The 19,891-nt window shown below is 36.5% G+C and carries 17 protein-coding genes and 2 pseudogenes; 17 read left to right on the forward strand and 2 right to left on the reverse strand.

Annotated elements, in window-relative coordinates; genetic code table 11:
• Nucleotides 1-12: 12 nt before the first annotated feature.
• Nucleotides 13-729 (forward strand): hypothetical protein, encoded by a 717-nt coding sequence (locus HMPREF2813_RS00460; RefSeq protein ID WP_005688183.1) that lies wholly within the window; start codon nucleotides 13-15, stop codon nucleotides 727-729.
• A gap of 57 nt (nucleotides 730-786) precedes the next feature.
• Here HMPREF2813_RS00460 and rhuM read toward each other — a convergent pair whose 3' ends face one another.
• Nucleotides 787-1,788, reverse strand: a complete 1,002-nt coding sequence (gene rhuM, locus HMPREF2813_RS00465) for a virulence RhuM family protein/type II toxin-antitoxin system death-on-curing family toxin (RefSeq protein ID WP_014550799.1) — start codon at nucleotides 1,786-1,788, stop codon at nucleotides 787-789.
• A 218-nt stretch (nucleotides 1,789-2,006) separates the two neighbouring features.
• On the opposite strand from rhuM, the gene HMPREF2813_RS00470 reads away from it, so the two are divergent.
• From HMPREF2813_RS00470 to recD, 12 genes and pseudogenes are all read left to right on the forward strand, one after another.
• Nucleotides 2,007-2,207 (forward strand): DNA translocase FtsK, encoded by a 201-nt coding sequence (locus tag HMPREF2813_RS00470; protein ID WP_005688188.1) that lies wholly within the window; start codon nucleotides 2,007-2,009, stop codon nucleotides 2,205-2,207.
• A complete protein-coding gene (locus tag HMPREF2813_RS00475; RefSeq protein WP_005688189.1) occupies nucleotides 2,204-3,049 on the forward strand; it encodes an SIR2 family NAD-dependent protein deacylase in 846 nt (281 codons plus the stop codon). The genes HMPREF2813_RS00470 and HMPREF2813_RS00475 overlap by 4 nt, the downstream gene beginning before the upstream one ends.
• Complete coding sequence (locus tag HMPREF2813_RS00480; RefSeq protein ID WP_005688190.1) at nucleotides 3,049-3,810, forward strand: PP2C family protein-serine/threonine phosphatase; 762 nt, start codon at nucleotides 3,049-3,051, stop codon at nucleotides 3,808-3,810. The genes HMPREF2813_RS00475 and HMPREF2813_RS00480 overlap by 1 nt, the downstream gene beginning before the upstream one ends.
• 78 nt (nucleotides 3,811-3,888) lie before the next feature.
• Entirely contained in the window at nucleotides 3,889-4,863 is a 975-nt protein-coding gene (locus tag HMPREF2813_RS00485; protein WP_005688191.1) for a restriction endonuclease, read from the forward strand.
• A gap of 75 nt (nucleotides 4,864-4,938) precedes the next feature.
• A pseudogene (locus tag HMPREF2813_RS00490) lies at nucleotides 4,939-6,989 on the forward strand (AAA family ATPase).
• Nucleotides 6,990-6,996: 7 nt separating this feature from the next.
• Nucleotides 6,997-7,446, forward strand: a pseudogene (locus tag HMPREF2813_RS00495) (sulfatase/phosphatase domain-containing protein); the annotation flags it as partial.
• Between the two features lie 84 nt (nucleotides 7,447-7,530).
• On the forward strand, nucleotides 7,531-8,343 hold the full coding sequence (locus tag HMPREF2813_RS00500; RefSeq protein ID WP_005662437.1) for a D-hexose-6-phosphate mutarotase: 813 nt from the start codon (nucleotides 7,531-7,533) through the stop codon (nucleotides 8,341-8,343).
• Nucleotides 8,344-8,475: 132 nt separating this feature from the next.
• The gene (gene infC / locus HMPREF2813_RS00505) at nucleotides 8,476-9,018 is read left to right on the forward strand and encodes a translation initiation factor IF-3 (RefSeq protein ID WP_010869182.1); all 543 of its coding nucleotides are present in this window, start codon (nucleotides 8,476-8,478) and stop codon (nucleotides 9,016-9,018) included.
• A 210-nt stretch (nucleotides 9,019-9,228) separates the two neighbouring features.
• A complete protein-coding gene (gene rpmI, locus HMPREF2813_RS00510) occupies nucleotides 9,229-9,426 on the forward strand; it encodes a 50S ribosomal protein L35 (protein WP_005596065.1) in 198 nt (65 codons plus the stop codon).
• A gap of 65 nt (nucleotides 9,427-9,491) precedes the next feature.
• Nucleotides 9,492-9,845 (forward strand): 50S ribosomal protein L20, encoded by a 354-nt coding sequence (gene rplT / locus HMPREF2813_RS00515; protein ID WP_005596075.1) that lies wholly within the window; start codon nucleotides 9,492-9,494, stop codon nucleotides 9,843-9,845.
• 112 nt (nucleotides 9,846-9,957) lie between these two features.
• On the forward strand, nucleotides 9,958-13,593 hold the full coding sequence (gene recB / locus HMPREF2813_RS00520) for an exodeoxyribonuclease V subunit beta (protein WP_048946948.1): 3,636 nt from the start codon (nucleotides 9,958-9,960) through the stop codon (nucleotides 13,591-13,593).
• The gene (gene recD, locus HMPREF2813_RS00525) at nucleotides 13,593-15,515 is read left to right on the forward strand and encodes an exodeoxyribonuclease V subunit alpha (protein WP_042601629.1); all 1,923 of its coding nucleotides are present in this window, start codon (nucleotides 13,593-13,595) and stop codon (nucleotides 15,513-15,515) included. Before recB ends, recD begins: the two co-directional genes overlap by 1 nt.
• A 68-nt stretch (nucleotides 15,516-15,583) precedes the next feature.
• On the opposite strand, the gene matP is transcribed toward recD, so the two are convergent.
• Entirely contained in the window at nucleotides 15,584-16,030 is a 447-nt protein-coding gene (matP, locus tag HMPREF2813_RS00530; RefSeq protein WP_005662425.1) for a macrodomain Ter protein MatP, read from the reverse strand.
• Between the two features lie 126 nt (nucleotides 16,031-16,156).
• On the opposite strand from matP, the gene HMPREF2813_RS00535 reads away from it, so the two are divergent.
• From HMPREF2813_RS00535 to HMPREF2813_RS09975, 4 genes are all read left to right on the forward strand, one after another.
• Complete coding sequence (locus HMPREF2813_RS00535; protein WP_048946949.1) at nucleotides 16,157-17,932, forward strand: AAA family ATPase; 1,776 nt, start codon at nucleotides 16,157-16,159, stop codon at nucleotides 17,930-17,932.
• 168 nt (nucleotides 17,933-18,100) lie between these two features.
• Nucleotides 18,101-18,634 (forward strand): bifunctional 3-hydroxydecanoyl-ACP dehydratase/trans-2-decenoyl-ACP isomerase, encoded by a 534-nt coding sequence (fabA, locus tag HMPREF2813_RS00540; RefSeq protein ID WP_005650386.1) that lies wholly within the window; start codon nucleotides 18,101-18,103, stop codon nucleotides 18,632-18,634.
• A gap of 233 nt (nucleotides 18,635-18,867) precedes the next feature.
• Entirely contained in the window at nucleotides 18,868-19,596 is a 729-nt protein-coding gene (locus HMPREF2813_RS00545) for a BUD32 family EKC/KEOPS complex subunit (protein WP_005662421.1), read from the forward strand.
• Nucleotides 19,596-19,730, forward strand: a complete 135-nt coding sequence (locus tag HMPREF2813_RS09975) for a hypothetical protein (RefSeq protein ID WP_005657378.1) — start codon at nucleotides 19,596-19,598, stop codon at nucleotides 19,728-19,730. Before HMPREF2813_RS00545 ends, HMPREF2813_RS09975 begins: the two co-directional genes overlap by 1 nt.
• The last annotated feature ends 161 nt before the right edge of the window (nucleotides 19,731-19,891 follow it).

The following is a 19,891-nucleotide window of genomic DNA, read 5'->3' on the forward strand; positions in this document are numbered from 1 at the left end:
GAGGATAAAATAATGGTAACAGAAGAGTTTAAAAAAGTGGCAGTATCCTTCGCTGGAGGAGATGGCGGAAATCCTAACTCAGATGTTTGGTTTTGTGGGTTAGAATGGGGGATTGGTGATGAAGCTTCTCCTGATGATTTTTATAAGAAATTTAGTTTAAGCCCTAAATTAATACCGCACTCTTGGTTAGAGGACGATTTTGATGGTAGTTGGACTACGCAATATAATCAAAAATTATGTTGGTTTTTGTGGTACTACTATAATTTAGATTGGAAAAGTGGTGAAAGCTATGAGTATTTTGTTAGTACTTATAATGTGCTTTATCCACAGGGTATTGGTTTTAAACTAAATATGCTACCAATCAATTTCAAAAATAGAGCATCAATTCAATGGAATGAACAATTCATTAAGATGACAGGATTTGAAACATTCGATCAATATAGAGAATGGTGTGTTGAAAATCGTGGTGCTTTTTATCGTCAACTTATAGATGAATGTAATCCTAAAGTTATTATTTGTACGGGAGTCACTGAAAAAGATAACTTCTTTAAGTTTTTTACTGGAGAAGCCGTATATGAAACTAAAGCGTTGAAAGAATTTAATATCTTCTATCGCAAGTACAATGATACTTTAATTTGTGTTTGTCCGTTTTTTGGTGGTCCAAGTGGCATTAATTCTTACGACAAAATGGAAGCATTAGTAGAGTCAGTAAAAGAATTATGTAAATAAATTTTTTATTAAGTTTAACATTGATAGATAAATAGCGACTTCGGTCGCTATTTATCATTACTTCTCTTGTTTTTGCTTAAGCATGTGCATAATAAGCCTAATAAGCGTTTCTTTTTGTTTCGGATCAGATTCAGCAACTAATAAAGTGAGTGCTGCAAGCCCAGTATCATTGATAACTGGATGCCCATTATGATCAAACAAACGCCCATTTCTATGTAAGAAATCTACAAATAAAAATGCGCCACTACGTTTATTACCATCTGAAAAAGGATGATTCTTGACGACAAAATAAAGTAAATGTGCCGCTTTTGCTTCAATGCTTGGATAAGCAGGTTCACCAAATACACTTTGATCTAAATTGCCTAGAATCGCAGATAAGCCGTTATCTCGTTCACGTCCAAATAGATCACTTGCTTCACCTTTTGCCATCAGCTGTGATTTTAACTCTGCTAGTGCAGAACAGGTTTCTGCATAAGTCGGTAATGTACCGCCTTGCTGTGTTTGTGGTTCGGCAAGTAAACCTTCATCATATTGTTGTAGCCATAAAAACGTATGCGTATAACGGCTGACAATATCCACTAATCCGCGACCGCTTTCTAGCGTTAATTCTGATGAATTTGCCGTTTTTTGAATAAGCGCAAGTGCTTGTTCTAATTCGTGAGCATTTTGCTGTAAACGTTTTTGGTTAATAGTATAGCCTTGAGTCAGATATTCTTTTAAACGTGCAGTTGCCCAAATTCTAAAATTTGTTGCAGACTTAGACTTCACTCGATAGCCTACAGAAATAATAGCATCCAGATTATAATGTTTAACCTTACGAGTAACTTGCCTTTTTCCTTCTTGTCGAACTACCGAGAAATCCTCGGTAGTTAAATTTTCATCAAGTTCTTCTTCATTAAAAATATTTTTTAAGTGTAGGCCTATGTTATCTGAGCTAGTATCAAAAATATTTGCCATTTGTGCCTGGGAAAGCCAAACGGTGCCATTTTCAAATCTCACTTCCACTTGCGTTGTGCCATCTTGAGCTTGGTAAATTTCAATCGGGTTTTGGTTATTCATATTATTTTCCTTAATAACTTACATGTATATATAACCAGATAAATATGCATATTGCAATACAGATCATCTTATTTGCAAAAAATCTTCTAAAAATAACCGCTTTCAATATTCGCAAACGACACAAGTTGTCGCTTCCTTTCATATAATTTTTCCATAAAGGGAGATTTTTTACTTCTTACATATCTATCAAGCCTTTAATTAATAAAAAGGAGCAAATAATGGCAATGAAAGTAATTATGGCAAGAGATCCACTTTTTGAGGATGTAAAAAAATATGTGCAACAACAAAAAGTTGCATCTTGCTCAATGATTCAACGCAGATTTATGTTGGGTTTTAATCGAGCTGGGCAAATTTTAGAACAGTTGGAACAAGCGGGTATTATTTCATCAATGAAAAATGGACAGAGAAAAGTATTATGAAAAATGATTTGAATTATGCTGTGGAACTTATCCGCAAAGCGGATGGCATTTTAATTACAGCTGGTGCGGGTATGAGCGTGGATTCTGGGCTGCCCGATTTTCGCAGCGTTGGCGGATTTTGGAATGCTTATCCTATGTTTAAAGAACATAATATATCTTTTGAAGACATCGCGACGCCATTAGCTTATAAGCATAATCAGGAACTTGCCTATTGGTTTTATGGACATCGATTAATTCAATACCGAAATACTATTCCTCACGAAGGGTATCAGATTTTAAAACGCTGGGCGGGAGATAAATCTCATGGATATTTCGTTTTTACCAGTAATGTGGATGGGCATTTTCAAAAGGCTGGTTTTGATGATAGCCATGTTTATGAAGTACACGGTACTTTGGAGCGTCTTCAATGTGTCAATAATTGTCGAGGATTAAGTTGGTCTGCATCAAGTTTTCAACCTGTCGTGGATAATAAAAATTTATGTTTAACCAGTGAAAAACCACATTGTCCTTATTGTGGTGGCTTTGCTCGTCAAAATGTACTAATGTTTAATGATTGGAGTTATGTAAGTCAATATCAGGATTTTAAAAAAGTGCGGTTAGAATCGTGGTTAAAAGAAGTGCAAAATCTTATCGTCATCGAACTGGGAGCGGGGAAAGTTATTCCTACTGTGCGTTGCTTTTCTGAACGTACGGCGAAAGCAAAAAAGGGTGGATTTATCCGTATTAACCCACAAGATGCTGGTGTGCCGAAAATGCACTTTTTAAGTCTAGAAATGAAAGCGTTAGATGCGCTAAAAGCGATTGATCGCCTTCTAAATCCTTCTCAACAAGCGGTTGAATAATGGAAAATTTTTGCGAAATTACCTTCTGTCAACAAATTGGCAGCAACAAGCGACACAACCAAGATGCCCTTTTTAATGGCGAGTCGGTGTTTCAATATAAACTCAAAACAGCTGAAAAACGTCTTGAAACCCGACTGCACTTTATTGTGGGCGTGGCAGATGGTATTTCCAATAGCAATCGATCTGAAAAAGCGAGCAAGTTAGCAATGCAATTATTAAGCCAAATGGAAATCCTAAGTCGCCAAACTATCTATGATTTGCAGTCTTGTTTATCCGCAGAGTTAGCAGAGGATTATTTTGGTTCGGCGACCACGTTTGTGGCAGCTGAAATTGATCAAATCACTCGTAAAGCGAAAATTCTAAGTGTCGGCGATAGCCGTGCTTATTTAATTGATGCCCAAGGAAACTGGCAACAAATCACCCAAGATCATTCTATTCTTTCTGAATTATTGGCTGATTTTCCCGATAAAAAAGAAGAAGACTTTGCCACGATTTATGGTGGCGTTTCTTCTTGTTTAGTCGCTGATTATTCCGAATTTCAAGATAAAATCTTTTATCAGGAAATTGAAATCAAACCAGGAGAAAGTTTATTACTCTGTTCTGACGGGCTTACCGATGGGCTTTCAGACGAAATGTGCGAAAAAATTTGGCAGAAATATCCCGATGATAAATATCGCCTTACGGTTTGCCGCAAGATGATTGAGAAGCAATCGTTTTCGGATGATTTGTCGGTAGTTTGTTGTCATTCTATTATTGAGTAAAAAAATATGTTTAAATTGTTTTTTTTTTGCTCAATTATCTATAATTCGGTGAATTTTAACTAGAAATAAGGAAAAACTATGTTTGAAAAAATTGAACCTACTAATATTCGTTTTATTAAATTAGGCATAAAAGGATGTTGGGAAAAAGATTGTATTGATAAAGATAGTACAGCAAGTACAAAAAATACGATTCGTCTCGGTTATGAATCTACATCAGATATTCATCAAGAGTGTTTGAATAATAAATGGGATGGTTGTATTGAGTATTGTAAAACTCATTGGAGTGATCATGCGGGAACAGTTTCAAATCACCTGAGACAAATTCAAGATTTTTATCAACTTGGGGAAGATACACTTTGGATTACCTTCTTTGGACGTAAATTATATTGGGCTTTTTGTAGCAAAGAGGTTATTGAGGAAAGTGATGGTTCTAGAACAAGAAAAGTTATTAGTAACAATGGGAATTGGTCTTGCGTTGATGCTAACGGTAAAGAGCTTTTAGTCGATAATCTTGATGGTAGAGTAACAAAGGTCCAAGCCTATAGAGGGACGATTTGTGGTGTTGAGATGAAGGACTATTTAATACGTCGTATAAATGGTGAAGTTATTGAGGAAATTACAGAAGCGAAAGAGGCGTATGAAACATTAATTAAATCAGTTGAAAAATTAATTAAAGGTTTATGGTGGAGTGACTTTGAACTTTTAACGGATCTTGTTTTTTCTAAATTAGGATGGCAACGATACTCTGTTTTAGGTAAAACGGAGAAAGGAATAGATCTTGATTTGTATTCGCCTTCAACGCAGAAGAGAGTATTTGTGCAAATTAAGTCAGATATGGATATTAAACAATTAGACGAATATGTTTCGAACTTTGAAAGTGAATATAAAAACTATGGTTATTCAGAAATGTATTACGTATATCATTCTGGTTTAGAAAACATAGATGAAAAACAATATCAAGCTAAAGGAATTAAGCTTGTAAATGGCCGAAAAATGGCAGAGCTTGTAATTAGTGCTGGTTTAGTTGAATGGTTGATTAACAAACGTTCTTAAAACTATCCTTAACGACGCCTTTTGTCGCACCCATCACTAAAATACTCCTTACCAACCCAGTAAGGAGTATTTTTTATGTCCGAATATAAATTAAACCCACCGACAGTGTCTTCTTATACTGAAAATATGATGCTTAAAGTTTTATTTGAGCATAAAGGTTTTTCTGAAGTGTTTCGGGAGAGTAGTTGGCGAAGCGATGAAATCGCCAGTGCATTTGGGCTGCCTGAAGAATTAGAGAATGATAAAAATTTACGCACGGTTGCTCGTCGGCTTTTAAAAGAGAGGTATAAAAAACTCCAAAAATCCACCGCACTTTTACCTGAGTTATGGAAACAGGCGTATGAAAATTTGGCAACGTTGGCAGAATTTTTGCAGCTGAATCCCGTTGAACAGGAACTTCTCCGCTTTGCCATGCATTTACGCAGTGAAGGAGCTATGCGAGATTTGTTTGGCTACTTGCCGAAATCGGATTTACAAAGAACAGGCGAGATCATGGCGAATTTACTTAAACAGCCGAAAAATCAGATTCTATCTGCCTTAAAGAAAGGCAGTAAACTCGATGCTTATGGACTGATTGATCGCGATTATCGCCCCGATAGTGTGCATGATTATTTAGATTGGGGCGAAACCTTAGATTTTGATGAATTTGTGACACAACCACTAAACGAAAACGTCCTATTAAAATCTTGTACGGAAGTCGCACAAGTGCCAAGTTTGCAACTGGATGATTTTGCCCATATTGCTGGCATGAAAGAGATGATGTTGACCTATTTGCAAAAGGCACTAAAACATCATCAGAAAGGTGTGAATCTTTTAATTTATGGTGTGCCCGGCACCGGTAAAACAGAATTCGCCGGGTTGCTTGCACAGGCGTTGGGGATTTCGGCGTATAACATTACTTACATGGATTCTGACGGAGATGTTGTGGAGGCAGAGCAACGCCTGAACTACAGTCGTCTTGCTCAAACGCTATTGAACGGCAAGCAGGCGCTTTTAATTTTTGATGAAATTGAAGATGTGTTTAACGGCTCGTTTATGGAGCGTTCTGTTGCACAAAAAAATAAAGCGTGGACAAATCAGTTATTGGAAAACAATAACGTGCCGATGATTTGGTTATCGAATTCAGTTTCTGGCATAGATCCTGCTTTTTTACGTCGCTTTGATTTTATTTTAGAAATGCCAGATTTACCGTTGAAAAATAAGTCAGCACTGATTACGCAACTGACTGAGGGAAAATTAAGTCCGGCCTATGTGCAGCATTTTGCTAAAGTGCGGTCATTAACGCCGGCGATTTTAAGCCGCACAATTCGGGTGGCAAAGGAACTCAATACATCAAATTTTGCTGAGACTTTGCTCATGATGTTTAATCAAACGTTAAAGTCGCAAAATAAACCGAAAATCGAACCGCTTGTTTTAGGCAAAGCCGACTACAACTTGGATTATGTGGCTTGTAACGACAATATTCATCGTATTAGTGAAGGGTTAAAACGGTCGAAAAAAGGGCGAATTTGTTGCTATGGCCCGCCGGGAACAGGAAAAACTGCTTGGGCAGCGTGGCTTGCGGAACAGTTGGACATGCCGCTATTGCTAAGACAAGGCTCAGATTTACTTAATCCTTATGTGGGCGGACAGAACAAAATATTGCTCAAGTCTTTGAACAAGCGAAAGCCGATAATGCAATATTGGTGCTAAATGAAGTAGATACGTTCTTATTTTCTAGAGAAGGCGCAAATCGAAGCTGGGAGCGTTCGCAAGTGAATGAAATGCTAACACAAATTGAACGCTTTGAGGGCCTGATGGTGGTATCAACAAATTTAATTGAGGTTCTTGATCACGCAGCCTTACGCCGTTTTGATTTAAAATTGAAGTTTGATTATTTAACGCTCAAACAACGCTTAGATTTTGCTAAACAACAAGCAGAAATTTTAGGATTGCCGTTGTCATCGGAAGAGGATTTAAGTCAGATTGAATCGCTTAATCTGTTGACGCCTGGGGATTTTGCTGCAGTGGCTCGTCGTCACCAATTTTCCCCTTTTCACAAGGTGCAAGATTGGCTGATGGCACTACAAGGGGAATGTGAAGTGAAACCAGCGTTTTCTGCAACGGCAAGGCGGATAGGATTCTAAACAGCCATACAACATTCCGATGATTATCAAAGATCCAAACTCTGATCGTGTAAATCAAGAAGATGATAACCTTGTTTATCTTCACGACTTAACTTCAACAGTCTTTGATTTAGCCAATCAAAAAGTGCCAGAAAGTTTTGAAGGGCAGAGCATTCTTCCGATTATGCGCCAACACCAAGATAACCAAAGAAAAGGTGTACTTGGTCAGCTTGCGGGGCATTTTGTGTATTTTGAACAGCGTATGTGGCGTCGTAAAGATTACAAACTCGTATTTAATGCGACTGATGTGTGTGAACTTTATGACATACGTAATGATCCAGAAGAAATGCACAATTTATTCTACGATCCACAATACAACAGTATTAAAAAAGAAATGTTAGAAGAAATGCGTGCAGAGATGAAACGTCTGAATGACCCACTGGAAAATTGGGTTTATCGAATTATTGACGAAATTTAATCAAAGTCGTAGATTAAGGGCGTATCTGATACGCCCTTTGTTATCTCTGCACCTTATTTATCTTTTAAAACCACAGGAATAAACATGAAAACAACATTACTAAAAACACTGACACCAGAACTTCATCTTGTTCAACATAACGATATCCCAGTTCTTCACTTAAAACACGCTGTTGGCACAGCAAAAATTTCCCTGCAAGGCGCACAACTTCTTAGCTGGCAACCACAAGGCGTAGCTCAAGATGTATTATGGTTAAGTGAAGTAGAACCCTTCGAAAATGGCAATGCTATTCGTGGTGGCATACCGATTTGTTATCCTTGGTTTGGTGGCGTAAAACAACCTGCGCACGGCACAGCTCGTATTCGTTTATGGCAGTTAAGCCATTATGATATTTCAGCGCATAAAGTGCGGTTAGAATTTGAGTTGTTTTCTGATTTAAATATTATTGAAGCTAAAGTCTCAATGGTATTTACAGATAAATGTCATTTAACTTTTACCCATTATGGCGAAGAACCAGCCCAAGCAGCATTACATACCTATTTTAATATTGGGGATATTAATCAAGTGGAAGTACAAGGTTTACCTGAAACTTGTTTTAATAGCTTAAACCAACAACAAGAAAACGTTCCGTCACCGCGTCACATTTCTGAAAATGTTGATTGCATTTATTCTGCAGAAACAATGCAAAATCAAATCCTAGATAAAAGTTTCAATCGTACAATTGCACTGCATCATCATAATGCAAGTCAATTTGTCCTTTGGAATCCTTGGCATAAAAATACGAGTGGAATGAGTGAAACTGGCTATCAAACAATGTTGTGCTTAGAAACTGCACGCATTCATCACTTACTTGAATTTGGCGAAAGTTTAAGCGTAGAAATTTCGCTTAAAGGCTAAATTTTGTTGCATAAGTGGTGTGAATACTATAGAATTCGCAAGATTTTGCTCGTTTCTTGCGGGCAACAAATTTGAAATCTTTTATTTTTAGCGAAAAGATTTTTACTATTAACCAATAGAAGGAATACGATTATTAAAACCGTAAAAAAAGCGCCGGCAGTAAATCGCCCAAACCGTATCAATGAAGAGATTCGTGTAAAAGAAGTTCGTTTAATTGACCAAAATGGTGAACAGGCAGGGATTGTTTCTATTCAACAAGCCCTAGAAATGGCAGAACAAGCAGAGCTTGATCTTGTTGAAATTAGCCCAAATGCAGAGCCGCCGGTTTGTCGCATTATGAACTACGGTAAATTCCTTTACGAAAAAAGTAAAACCGCTAAAGAACAAAAGAAAAAACAAAAAGTTGTGCAAGTTAAGGAAATTAAATTCCGTCCAGGCACAGACGAAGGTGACTATCAAGTTAAATTACGCAGCTTAATCCGTTTCTTAGAAGACGGTGACAAAGCGAAAATTACCGTGCGTTTCCGCGGTCGTGAAATGGCTCATCAAGACATCGGTTTAGATGTATTAGAGCGCGTAAAAAATGATTTAGCTGAAATTTCAGTGGTTGAATCTGCACCAGGTAAATTAGAAGGTCGTCAGGCTGTAATGGTGTTAGCGCCGAAGAAAAAATAAGAATTTTGCTGAGATTCTTCAGCAAATCTTTTTGTTTAAGTTTGACTTAAATGAAAAGACAACTGCATGTTGGGCACACTACGCAGCCTAACTGCTTTTGAAAAGGCAATTTAATTTGCCTTATGATGGAAATGATCAGTGCTTCCAAGTAACTTTTTAAGTTCGCCTGATTATGTTGTTTTAAACGAAAAATGCGGAGTTATTTTAACAATGCCTAAAATCAAAACAGTACGCGGCGCAGCGAAGCGCTTCAAAAAAACTGCTTCTGGTGGTTTCAAGCGTAAACAATCTCACTTACGTCATATTTTGACTAAAAAAACAACTAAACGTAAACGTCATTTACGTCATAAATCAATGGTTGCGAAAGCAGACCAAGTTTTAGTAGTAGCTTGCTTACCATACGCATAAGCCGTTATTTAAGCAAAACGTACGATTAGTTCATTTTAGAAAAATATTACATAGGAGATTAAATAATGGCTCGTGTAAAACGTGGTGTTATTGCAAGAGCACGCCATAAGAAAGTTCTTAAGGCTGCTAAAGGTTATTATGGTGCACGTTCACGCGTGTATCGCGTTGCTTTCCAAGCGGTGATCAAAGCTGGTCAATACGCATATCGTGACCGTCGTCAGCGTAAACGTCAATTCCGTCAATTATGGATTGCACGTATCAACGCTGCAGCGCGTCAAAATGGTTTATCTTACAGCAAATTTATCAACGGCTTGAAAAAAGCATCTGTTGAAATCGACCGTAAGATTCTTGCTGATATCGCTGTATTTGACAAAGTAGCGTTCGCTGCATTAGTTGAAAAAGCAAAATCTGCACTTTAATTTTTTAAAGTTTAGATAAAGAAGAATTAGGACGCTGAAAAGCGTCCTTTTTTTGCACTTATGACTTTAAATTTTGTAAAATAATGCCATTAGTTCTCATCTGTTAAAATCTATGGCCGAAAGAATCCCACTGAATCCTATCACGTTGCCTTTAAATCAAATTAGCTTAATCGAAGCGTCCGCTGGTACAGGGAAAACCTACACTATTGGTTCTTTATATCTCCGACTTTTATTAAAGGCGGGGGAAAATAACTTTTCTCGTCCGTTAAATGTGGAAGAAATTCTGGTGGTAACATTTACGGAAATGGCAACAGAAGAACTCAAGAAAAAAATTCGTGAGCGTATAACAGATGCGATTGATAAACTCATTGCCTTTGCAGAAACCCAAGATAAATCCGCATTTAAAAATGATGAATTTCTTACCGCACTTTGTCATGATTTAGATATTTTTGAGGCAATTCATCGTTTAAAATTAGCTGAGCAAAATATGGATTTGGCGGCGATTTATACCATTCACGGTTTTTGTCGCCGTATGTTGATGCAATATGCTTTCCATTCTGGCATTCATTTCAATTTAGAATTAATAAAAGATCAATCTGATTTGTTAGTTCGTTTTGCTAATGAATTTTGGCGAGAGCATTTTTATCCGTTAGATTTTGAATCTGCGAATTTTATCGCGACAGAATTAGTATCACCAGCAAATGTGTTGTCTTTGTTGAAAGCGGATTTAGGTAAAGATTTACAGGTGGAGATTGAAAATAAACAGGCGTTATCTGTACCAATACAAATCTTTTTACCGCAATATCTTGGTGGTTATCAAAAGGCGTTGAATGAATTAAAGGCATTTTGGTTAGAAAGTGCGGATGAAATTTCAGCGATTATTACAAATGAGCTGGTTAAAGATTATCCAAAAGATCAGTTGAAATCGTTAAATCGTAAAAAGTACCAAGTAAAGCGTTTAGGGGATTGGATTAATAAAATCAATCAATGGTCAAATAATCCTAGAGATTATCAAATTAATACCACATTGAAAGACTATTTCCTACAATCATCTATTGAGAAAAATTGCGAAGAATCAACGGATAAAAATAAAGATAAAAAACCCGCAACGCCTTTTTATTCCCCGATTTTTGCAGAGCTTGAAAAGCGCGTTAATGCCTTAATGACACCAGATTTACTCAGCAAACTCACTCTTTATCATTATCGCCAAGGTCTACAACAAAAACTTTTAGACTATAAACTAAATCATCAAGAAAAATCCTTTGATGATTTATTGCGTTTGCTGTGTGAAGCCTTGCAAGGTGCACAAGGAGATGAATTAGCGGAAATGATTCGCTTCCAATATCCTTTTGCGATGATTGATGAATTTCAGGATACGGATTCACAACAATACGCTATTTTTTCAAAAATTTATCGTGATAATCCCGAAAAAAATACTGGTTTTATTATGATTGGTGATCCGAAGCAGGCGATTTATCGTTTCCGTGGTGCAGATATTTTTACTTATCTAAAAGCATCGGACGAAGCCCAATCTCGCTTTGAACTCACTAAAAATTATCGTTCAGAGAAGAATCTGGTTGATGGCGTAAATGCTTTATTCGATTTTCCTCAATCGCCATTTATTTATCAAAATATTAACTTTACTGCTGTTGATTCTCGTGATGATCATCTGCGATTTTATTTAAATGGCAAAGCCGAACCAGCTTATCGTTTTTATCTAACTGAAAGTGACAAAGTGAATAAAACTGAAATGGCAAAAATATGTGCTATTTCTATTCAACATTGGCTAAAAAGTGCGGTAGAAAATCAGGCTGTTTTTCAAAATGAAGATACTTGTAAAACATTGCAAGCGGCGAATATTGCCGTATTGGTGCGTGATAAAAATGAAGCGGCTTTAGTAAAAAATGAATTGCAAAAATTGGGGATCGCGTCAGTTTATCTTTCTGATCAAAATAGCGTATTTGATAGCAATGTTGCGAAAGAATTAGCTTGGGTGCTTAAAGCCTGTTTGAATGTGGCTGAACGCCCAATTTTGAACGCGATTGCGACCGCACTTTTTGGCTTAAATGCAGCGGATATTCATCAAATTCAGCAAAATGAGGCATACTGGCAACGTTGGGCAGATAGCTTTGCTCAATACCAACAAACTTGGCAACGCCAAGGAATATTGGCAATGTTACATCAAATTTTGTTGGAACAAGGCATTTCAGAACGCTTATTAAGCCAAGCAACAGGCGAGCGAGATTTAACGGATTTCCTACATTTGGCAGAAATTTTACAACAAGCTGCCACGCTACACGAAAGTGAAGCGGCATTGCTCAGTTGGTTTGAAAAACAAATTCAAGGCGAAGGTCGTCAAGAGGCTCAAATTCGTTTAGAAAGCGAACGCCAATTGGTGAAAATCGTGAGTATCCATAAATCCAAAGGCTTAGAATATGATTTAGTTTGGCTACCATTTTTAGCTGCGCCGAGCAAAGATCCAAGTAAAAAAGACATCAATATTTATTATTCTAAAGAACGAGATGAAACCTTATGGGATATAGAAAATCGCAATTTAAACGCTCTTTGTGAAGAAACTTTTGCGGAAGAGTTACGTTTACTTTATGTGGCTTTAACGCGTGCCAAATATCAAATGGCATTCGCTTTGCCTACGCAATTTGATAAAAAATGGAATGCCTTGCATTATGTACTAAGCCAAGGTGAAATAGGCAAGGAAATAGCGTTATCAGTGCCTAAAGATACCGAAACATTGTTGCAAACCTTTAAAGAAAAAATGCAAGATAATGTGAAAATCTGTACTAAACCAAATCTAGAGGCTTTTCCGGCTTTATCAATCAATACAAAAAATGATGATTTTAAAGCCGCAGAATTTACGGGCAATATTGAGCAAGATTGGAGAATAACCAGTTTTACTTCAATTGAACAAGCACATCGCCGCCAAAATTATTTCACTGAAAGTGCGGGTAAAAAACACGCTGTTTTTGATGATGCAAAAGATTACGATAGCCAAAATTCGATTGAAATTTCCACCGCACTTTTAAACGAAAGCGAATCAAGCATTTTAGATTTACCACGAGGTAAACAAGTCGGGACGGCATTGCATCGCCATTTTGAAAATTGCTATTTTTCTGATTTAGCAAATACAGAAGAAATTGACAAATTACGACAATCCTTACAGTTAGATGAAACCTTTACAGAACCGCTACAAAATTGGCTACAACAGATTTCACATACGCCACTTTCTAATGAAATAGGAATAGCATTAGCTGATTTGGCAAATAAAGATTGCATTAAAGAAATGCCATTTTATCTGGCAATTAGGGCACATTTTGATGTTGAAGCGTTTAATCGTGCGTTGAAAGCCCATCATCATTTACCAAGCGAGCCACTTCAATTTGAGCAAATTCAGGGCATGGTGAGAGGTTCGATTGACTTAGTTTTCCGTCATAATGGAAAGTATTATCTTGTTGATTATAAATCTAATTTCTTAGGTTCAACCCTTGCCTCTTACAATCAAGAAGCATTAAAAAAAGAAATGTTACACAGTCACTATGATTGGCAATATTTAATTTATACGCTGGCATTACATCGTTATTTGAAAAACGTTCTTCCTCGCTATGATTATGATCGCAATTTCGGTGGGGTATTTTATCTTTTCTTACGTGGAATGAATGGTGAGCCACAATCTGGCGTATTTTATGATCGTCCAAGCGTTGAATTAATCACAGAATTAGATGGGGTGTTTTAATGTTATCAGTACTACAAAAACTTAAAGAGCAGGGCATTATTTCTCAAGGTGATTATTATTTTGCTAAGTTGATAGCTGATAAACAATGTCATATGGATTATGCAGAACCAATCAAAAATTTAGCTATATTATTAGCCGCACTTTGTAGTTGGCGTTATACGCAGGGAAATACTTGCAGCCAATTAGATCGCTATTTAGAAAATAATTTATTTGGCTTGGCTTATCGTACAACGGAAGAAGATTATTTAGCTGAAATTCATGAAAAGATTGGTTATTTACCCGTTGAAGATTGGCAAAATGCGTTGTGCGGGCATATGGCATTTACGCAAGATCCCGTCAATCAAATTGCACCAATGGCATTTCAATTTGGCGCGTTGTATTTCTATCGCGCTTGGCAAGATGAATATCGCATCGCACAATATATAAAAAATACCTTAAAAAAATACCGCACTTTAGCCTTTTCTTATGATGAAATTCATCAAAAATTAGAGAAATATTTCCCTGAAAAACAGGAAAAAACAGATTGGCAAAAAGTGGCAGTGGCGACAGCGATTAAAAGTCCATTTTCGATTATTACAGGCGGCCCAGGAACAGGAAAAACCACGACAGTTACTCGTTTATTGCTCGTTCTACAAGAACTATTTGATTGTAAATTACACATCAAATTGGTTGCGCCGACTGGCAAAGCAGCCTCTCGTTTGGAAGAGTCGATTAAAAATGCGTTAGGTTTTATGCAAGAAAAAATGAATTTATCCGATTCACTTTTCAATGCGATTCCACAAAAAGCCAGTACCTTGCATAGTTTACTGGGCGTGAATGCCTTTAATGATTACACGCGCTATAACAGCCATAATCCTTTGCAGTTGGATGTATTAGTTGTTGATGAAACATCAATGATTGATTTGCCGATGATGGCAAAACTTATCAATGCGTTAAAGCCCGAAACTCGATTAATTTTATTAGGCGATCAGGCGCAATTAGCCTCTGTTGAGGCGGGGGCTGTATTGGGGGAATTGGCACAATTTGTTAATCAACCTTATAGTCATGAACAAGCTGCGTATTTACAAGCGACAACAGGATACGAAGTAAAAGGTGCTGATTGTTCAAATCCAATACGTGATTGCTTATGCCATCTAACAGAAAGCCGCCGTTTTGATAAAGATTCAGGTATTGGCAAGTTGGCTGAATTCATTCAAAAAGGCAAAGCAGACGATGGCCTTGGGTTATTTGAACATTATCCGCAAGAATTGCACTTTAATGCCTTAAATGATGAAAGCGATGCGGTTAATCAAGTGGTGAAAAGTGCGGTGGAAAATTACCGCACTTTCTTAAAAATGTTGGACGATTTACGTAAACAAAAAATTGATCCTAACGCTAAAAATGAACAAGGCATTTCCTATGCCGAAGCTATTCAAGCACAATTTAATTCTGTGAGGTTTTTAACCGCACTTCGTAATAGCGATTTAGGTGTTGAAAATCTCAATAAAGAAATCGCGTTAGCGTTGCGAGCGGAAAAATTGCTTTGGTTCCGTAATGAACAAGATTGGTATATCGGCAAGCCAATTATGATTACTGAAAACGATCATAACGTTCGCCTTTATAACGGCGATATTGGCCTGTGCTTGGCAAATGGCAAAGTATGGTTTGGCAATCGAGAAGTGCTGACAAGCCGAATTCCAGCGCATGAGCCCGCTTTTATGATGACGATTCATAAATCTCAAGGTTCAGAATTTAAACATACCGTCATGGTGCTTCCAACAGAAGTAAATCCAGTACTGTCGCGAGAATTAGTTTTCACGGGCGTCACTCGTGCGAAAAAAGAACTCACAGTATTTACCGATGAAAAAATATGGAAAACAGCGATTCGCCAGACCGTCAAACGCCAGAGCGGATTGGGAAAATTATTGGAAGATTTAAATTAGTAAAAGGCGGTAAATTTGGAAGATAAATCAATCAGATAATCTCCATTTAAAATAACTTTTGGGGAAGATTATTTTAATAAATTCTTCAAACTGGTTTTCATTGCTGCCATTTGATTTTCAAATTGTGCCTTGCTTTCTCTTTCGTCAATCATATAGGTAATTGTTTCCGAAAGCGTCATCTTCATTTTTCGAGAATATTTAGAAAGACGTAGCCAAACAGCATATTCCAAATCAATGGATTTTTTCTTGGTATGTTGTTTTTCTCCATTAAAAAAGCGTTTACGGCGGGCACGAATGGCTTGATCAAGCTTAATTGGTAAGGCTGGAGAAAGATGATTTTTAATCCATTCTTCAATTTGTGAAGGATAATTTTGGGATTCTAATAATTCTTGGGCTTTAGCTTCTTGCAAACTACGTTCTTCGTAGCGAGTAATATTTTCCCCTTCGCGATGTTTACGAATTAGGTAAATCCATTTCCAATTTGATTCTTGATTTTCGAGTTTTTGGTATTTCATTTTTTATCATTGAGTGACGTGGTAACTGCATTAATATACGTGTTTTTATGCCGATTTTCTAGTGGATTTTCACAAGGCTATTAAATATGCGATAATGTGGTCAATTTTTCTAGAAAGAGACCAGCCGTGAGTTCATTATTTTCTCAACAACAAGCTATTGAGCAATCTTTAAATTGGCAGGCATTACAACCTGATTTGGTAATTCAAGATTTTCCTTTAGAACCAGTGGATTTCTGGGCGTTACAACCGAATGCTACACAGGGTATCGATTTATTTTTACGTCATCCGATACGTTCCTTACTAATGATGAAAGTGGGCGAACCTGTTGAATATGCGGAGTTATTACAAAATTTTATATCGCAAAATCATCATAAAGTGCGGTCAATTTTTGGTGTAAATTATGTGATAGAGCAGGGCGACTCTTTTTCTTTTCCTCATGTTTATACTGAGCCAGCAAAATCTTTAGATGATAATTTTGCTAGTCAAGGAGAGGCGTTAAGTGCATTGTATTGCGATCAATTCCAGCTTTTCGGTAGTTTTCGGATTCATCCAAGTTCACAAGATATTCAATTAGTGCCGGGATTGGTGCATAAGGCTAATGGTGGCGTTTTGATTTTAAGTGCGGCAACATTGTTATCTCAATTTGATTTATGGGGGCGATTAAAACAAATTCTGCAAACCCAGACTTTTGACTGGTATTCAGCCCATCCATTTAAAAATTTACCTTGTGATATACCAAGCTATGCGCTGAACTTAAAAGTGATTGTACTTGGTAATCGTACTGAATTAGCCACTTTGGCTGAGTTAGAAGAAAATCTTTATTCTTTCGCCGATTATGCTGAAATTGAAAGTTATATTTCTGTAGCTGAAGTGGAGGAACAAAAAACTTGGGCGAGTTATGTACAACAAATGGCTCAAGAGCAAAATATTGAGCTAGATTTTCTTGCTTTAAATAAACTCTATCAATTATTAGTTCGTGAAAGTGAAAATCGCTTTTTAATTAATGCATCTCCTCTCAAATTAAAAGAAATATTACAGGATGCTTCAACTTTTGCTGAAAAAACTGCATTAAGTGCGGTGGATTTTGAGGGTATTTTTCAACAAAAATTAGCACAATATGGTTTCTTAAAAGAACAAACTTATGCCGATATTTTAAACGAGCAAGTTTATGTCGAAACACAAGGCGAAATTGTTGGACAAATTAATGGGCTTTCGGTAATTGAATATCCTGGTACGCCAGTATGTTTCGGCGAACCTTCGCGTATTAGTTGTATTGTGCAATTTGGCGATGGGGAAGTGATTGATGTTGAAAGAAAAAATGAACTAGCGGGAAATATTCACGGTAAAGGCATGATGATTGCGCAAGCTTGCCTTTCCAATATCTTAGATTTGCCCTCGCAATTGCCATTTTCTGCCTCATTAGTGTTTGAACAGTCTTATGGTGAAATTGATGGTGATAGTGCATCTTTGGCGATTTTCTGTGTGCTAGCAAGCGCTTTAGCTGATTTGCCTTTGCCTCAACATATCGCAATTACAGGATCGATTGATCAATTTGGACTTGTTCATTCTGTTGGTGGTGTAAATGATAAAATTGAAGGCTTTTTTACTATTTGCCAACGTCGCGGTTTGACTGGAAAACAAGGTGTAATCATTCCAATGACGACTATTCAGCAACTGAGTTTGTCTAATGAAGTGAAAAGTGCGGTAAAAAATGGCGAGTTTTTTATTTATCCTGTGGAAGATATTTATCAGGCTTGTGAATTGTTATTTGGGCGTGATTTGTTAGATGAAAACAAAGATTATACAGAAAAAACTGAGCCTTTATCTCGTCTTATTCAACGTCGTATTGAGGGACGTGCCGATTCTGAACGAAAAAGTTTTTGGCATTTTTTCCGCTCCTAATAGAGAAAAGCGAGCATTTTTTCGCTTTTCTTTTTTTCTATAATTTCTAAGAGTGACTGCTCCGACAAGTTTTGCGAACAAGTGTTAGCTATTTACAGTTTACTGCGTTCATTTTAAAATAGATATATCAGTTATAAACTGGATTTATCATATATAAAGGAATCTGAAATGCAAAACGCTTGTACACTTAATAAAAAAAGTAGCTATTCTTATGATGATTTGCTCGCGTCAGGTCGCGGCGAATTATTTGGTAAAGAAGGCCCGCAATTACCCGCGCCAACAATGTTGATGATGGATCGTATTATTGAAATGAATGAAGAAACAGGTGCTTTCGGTAAAGGATACATTGAAGCCGAACTTGATATTAAACCTGAATTGCCGTTCTTTGGTTGCCATTTCATTGGCGATCCAGTAATGCCAGGTTGTTTAGGATTGGATGCGATGTGGCAGCTTGTTGGGTTTTATTTAGGCTGGATTGGTGGCAAAGGAAAAGGGCGAGCATTAGGCGTTGGAGAAGTTAAATTCACAGGACAAATTTTGCCAACAGCTAAAAAAGTGGTGTACCGAATCCATATGAAACGAGTTATTAATCGTAAACTAGTTATGGGAATGGCTGATGGTGAAGTTGAAGTAGATGGTCGTGTTATTTATACCGCGACAGATTTAAAAGTGGGACTATTCCAAGATACCTCAACATTTTAATTTTTCTTTATTAATTCATACAAAAGTGCGGTGAAAGTTTTTCTTAGATTTTCACCGCACTTTTACTTATTAAATTGTAATAAATTTTTAAAATATCTATAATATTCTTGTTATTTTTTAATTTTATTAGTGGTAAATAAAGTTTATTTTAAAGTTTTTAATAAACGTTATTATAGAAAATATTAAATTAATTTCTATTTAAATTATAAATAATATACTAAAGTAGTGGGAATATGATGGTAAATGATGATTTTCAAGAATATGTGAAGCAACTGGTAACAAAACATCGAGATGAACGAATTTATCCTTTTCAATATGAAGGAAAAAAATATTGGTTGAAGCAACCTGAAAAATTGAAAGGTATTTGGCTATTATTAAAACCCCATCCTAAAAAATCTTTTAAAAATGAATTATATACTTTATTGAAGCTTGCTGAACAAAATGCGCCAGTGCCAAAAGTCTCTTATTATAGTGATCATTTTTTTGTTTTAGAGAATGTGGGACTTACCGTATCACAATGGCTATGTAATAAAAATATAGATGAACAACAGAAATTTTTAATTATTTATGATGCTTGTCTCGCTTTGATTGATTTGCATGCTAAAAATTTGGTGCATGGTCGTCCTGCTATTCGAGATATTACTTGGGATAAAGGGAAAGTTACTTTTCTTGATTTTGAATCTCGTTCAAATAGCCGAAATCAAAATTGGGTAGTTATTCGGGATATGTTATTTTTCTTTGATAGTTTATGTCGAGAAGAAGATATTTCGGACACTTTTATTCAAAAAGTAGCGTTGTATTATCAAACACATTGTGAAGCGAAAAATTGGCAAAATATGATCGTATTTTTGCAACGTTTTAGCTGGGTTTATTATCTTTTATTGCCTTTTAAACCTATTGCAAAGACAGATTTAATTTCGATTTATCGCTTATTTGAAATTTTCTTGATAAAGAAAAAATGATGAAGAAAATATTTTTTATTTTTGCATTATCAGGCATATTAGCTGCTTGTACTGTGGGTGGTGGTGTTAGTGCTGGTGGTGGAAGTAATGGTGTAGGATTAGGTGTGGGGATTGGATCTGGTATTCGCTTCTAATAATGAAAAGTGTGGTAACTTTAATCTTTATCTTGCATTTGAACTTATTCATCGTTAGAATGCGATTTCCTTGTCATCGCTGAGTTAGAGATCGGCGAATGATGTATTAACAACACTACCTTTTAGGAGTAAAAAATGTCTCTAAGTACTGAAAAAAAAGC

The organism is Haemophilus sp. HMSC066A11 (assembly GCF_001811665.1).
Taxonomy (GTDB): domain Bacteria; phylum Pseudomonadota; class Gammaproteobacteria; order Enterobacterales; family Pasteurellaceae; genus Haemophilus; species Haemophilus influenzae.

Excerpts from the sequence above, each read along its gene's own strand:
- HMPREF2813_RS00460 (WP_005688183.1), top strand. The coding sequence starts at position 13 with ATGGTAACAGAAGAGTTTAAAAAAGTGGCAGTATCCTTCGCTGGAGGA.
- rhuM (WP_014550799.1), bottom strand. The coding sequence starts at position 1,788 with ATGAATAACCAAAACCCGATTGAAATTTACCAAGCTCAAGATGGCACA.
- HMPREF2813_RS00470 (WP_005688188.1), top strand. The coding sequence starts at position 2,007 with ATGGCAATGAAAGTAATTATGGCAAGAGATCCACTTTTTGAGGATGTA.
- HMPREF2813_RS00475 (WP_005688189.1), top strand. The coding sequence starts at position 2,204 with ATGAAAAATGATTTGAATTATGCTGTGGAACTTATCCGCAAAGCGGAT.
- HMPREF2813_RS00480 (WP_005688190.1), top strand. The coding sequence starts at position 3,049 with ATGGAAAATTTTTGCGAAATTACCTTCTGTCAACAAATTGGCAGCAAC.
- HMPREF2813_RS00485 (WP_005688191.1), top strand. The coding sequence starts at position 3,889 with ATGTTTGAAAAAATTGAACCTACTAATATTCGTTTTATTAAATTAGGC.
- HMPREF2813_RS00500 (WP_005662437.1), top strand. The coding sequence starts at position 7,531 with ATGAAAACAACATTACTAAAAACACTGACACCAGAACTTCATCTTGTT.
- rpmI (WP_005596065.1), top strand. The coding sequence starts at position 9,229 with ATGCCTAAAATCAAAACAGTACGCGGCGCAGCGAAGCGCTTCAAAAAA.
- rplT (WP_005596075.1), top strand. The coding sequence starts at position 9,492 with ATGGCTCGTGTAAAACGTGGTGTTATTGCAAGAGCACGCCATAAGAAA.
- recB (WP_048946948.1), top strand. The coding sequence starts at position 9,958 with ATGGCCGAAAGAATCCCACTGAATCCTATCACGTTGCCTTTAAATCAA.
- recD (WP_042601629.1), top strand. The coding sequence starts at position 13,593 with ATGTTATCAGTACTACAAAAACTTAAAGAGCAGGGCATTATTTCTCAA.
- matP (WP_005662425.1), bottom strand. The coding sequence starts at position 16,030 with ATGAAATACCAAAAACTCGAAAATCAAGAATCAAATTGGAAATGGATT.
- fabA (WP_005650386.1), top strand. The coding sequence starts at position 18,101 with ATGCAAAACGCTTGTACACTTAATAAAAAAAGTAGCTATTCTTATGAT.
- HMPREF2813_RS00545 (WP_005662421.1), top strand. The coding sequence starts at position 18,868 with ATGATGGTAAATGATGATTTTCAAGAATATGTGAAGCAACTGGTAACA.
- HMPREF2813_RS09975 (WP_005657378.1), top strand. The coding sequence starts at position 19,596 with ATGAAGAAAATATTTTTTATTTTTGCATTATCAGGCATATTAGCTGCT.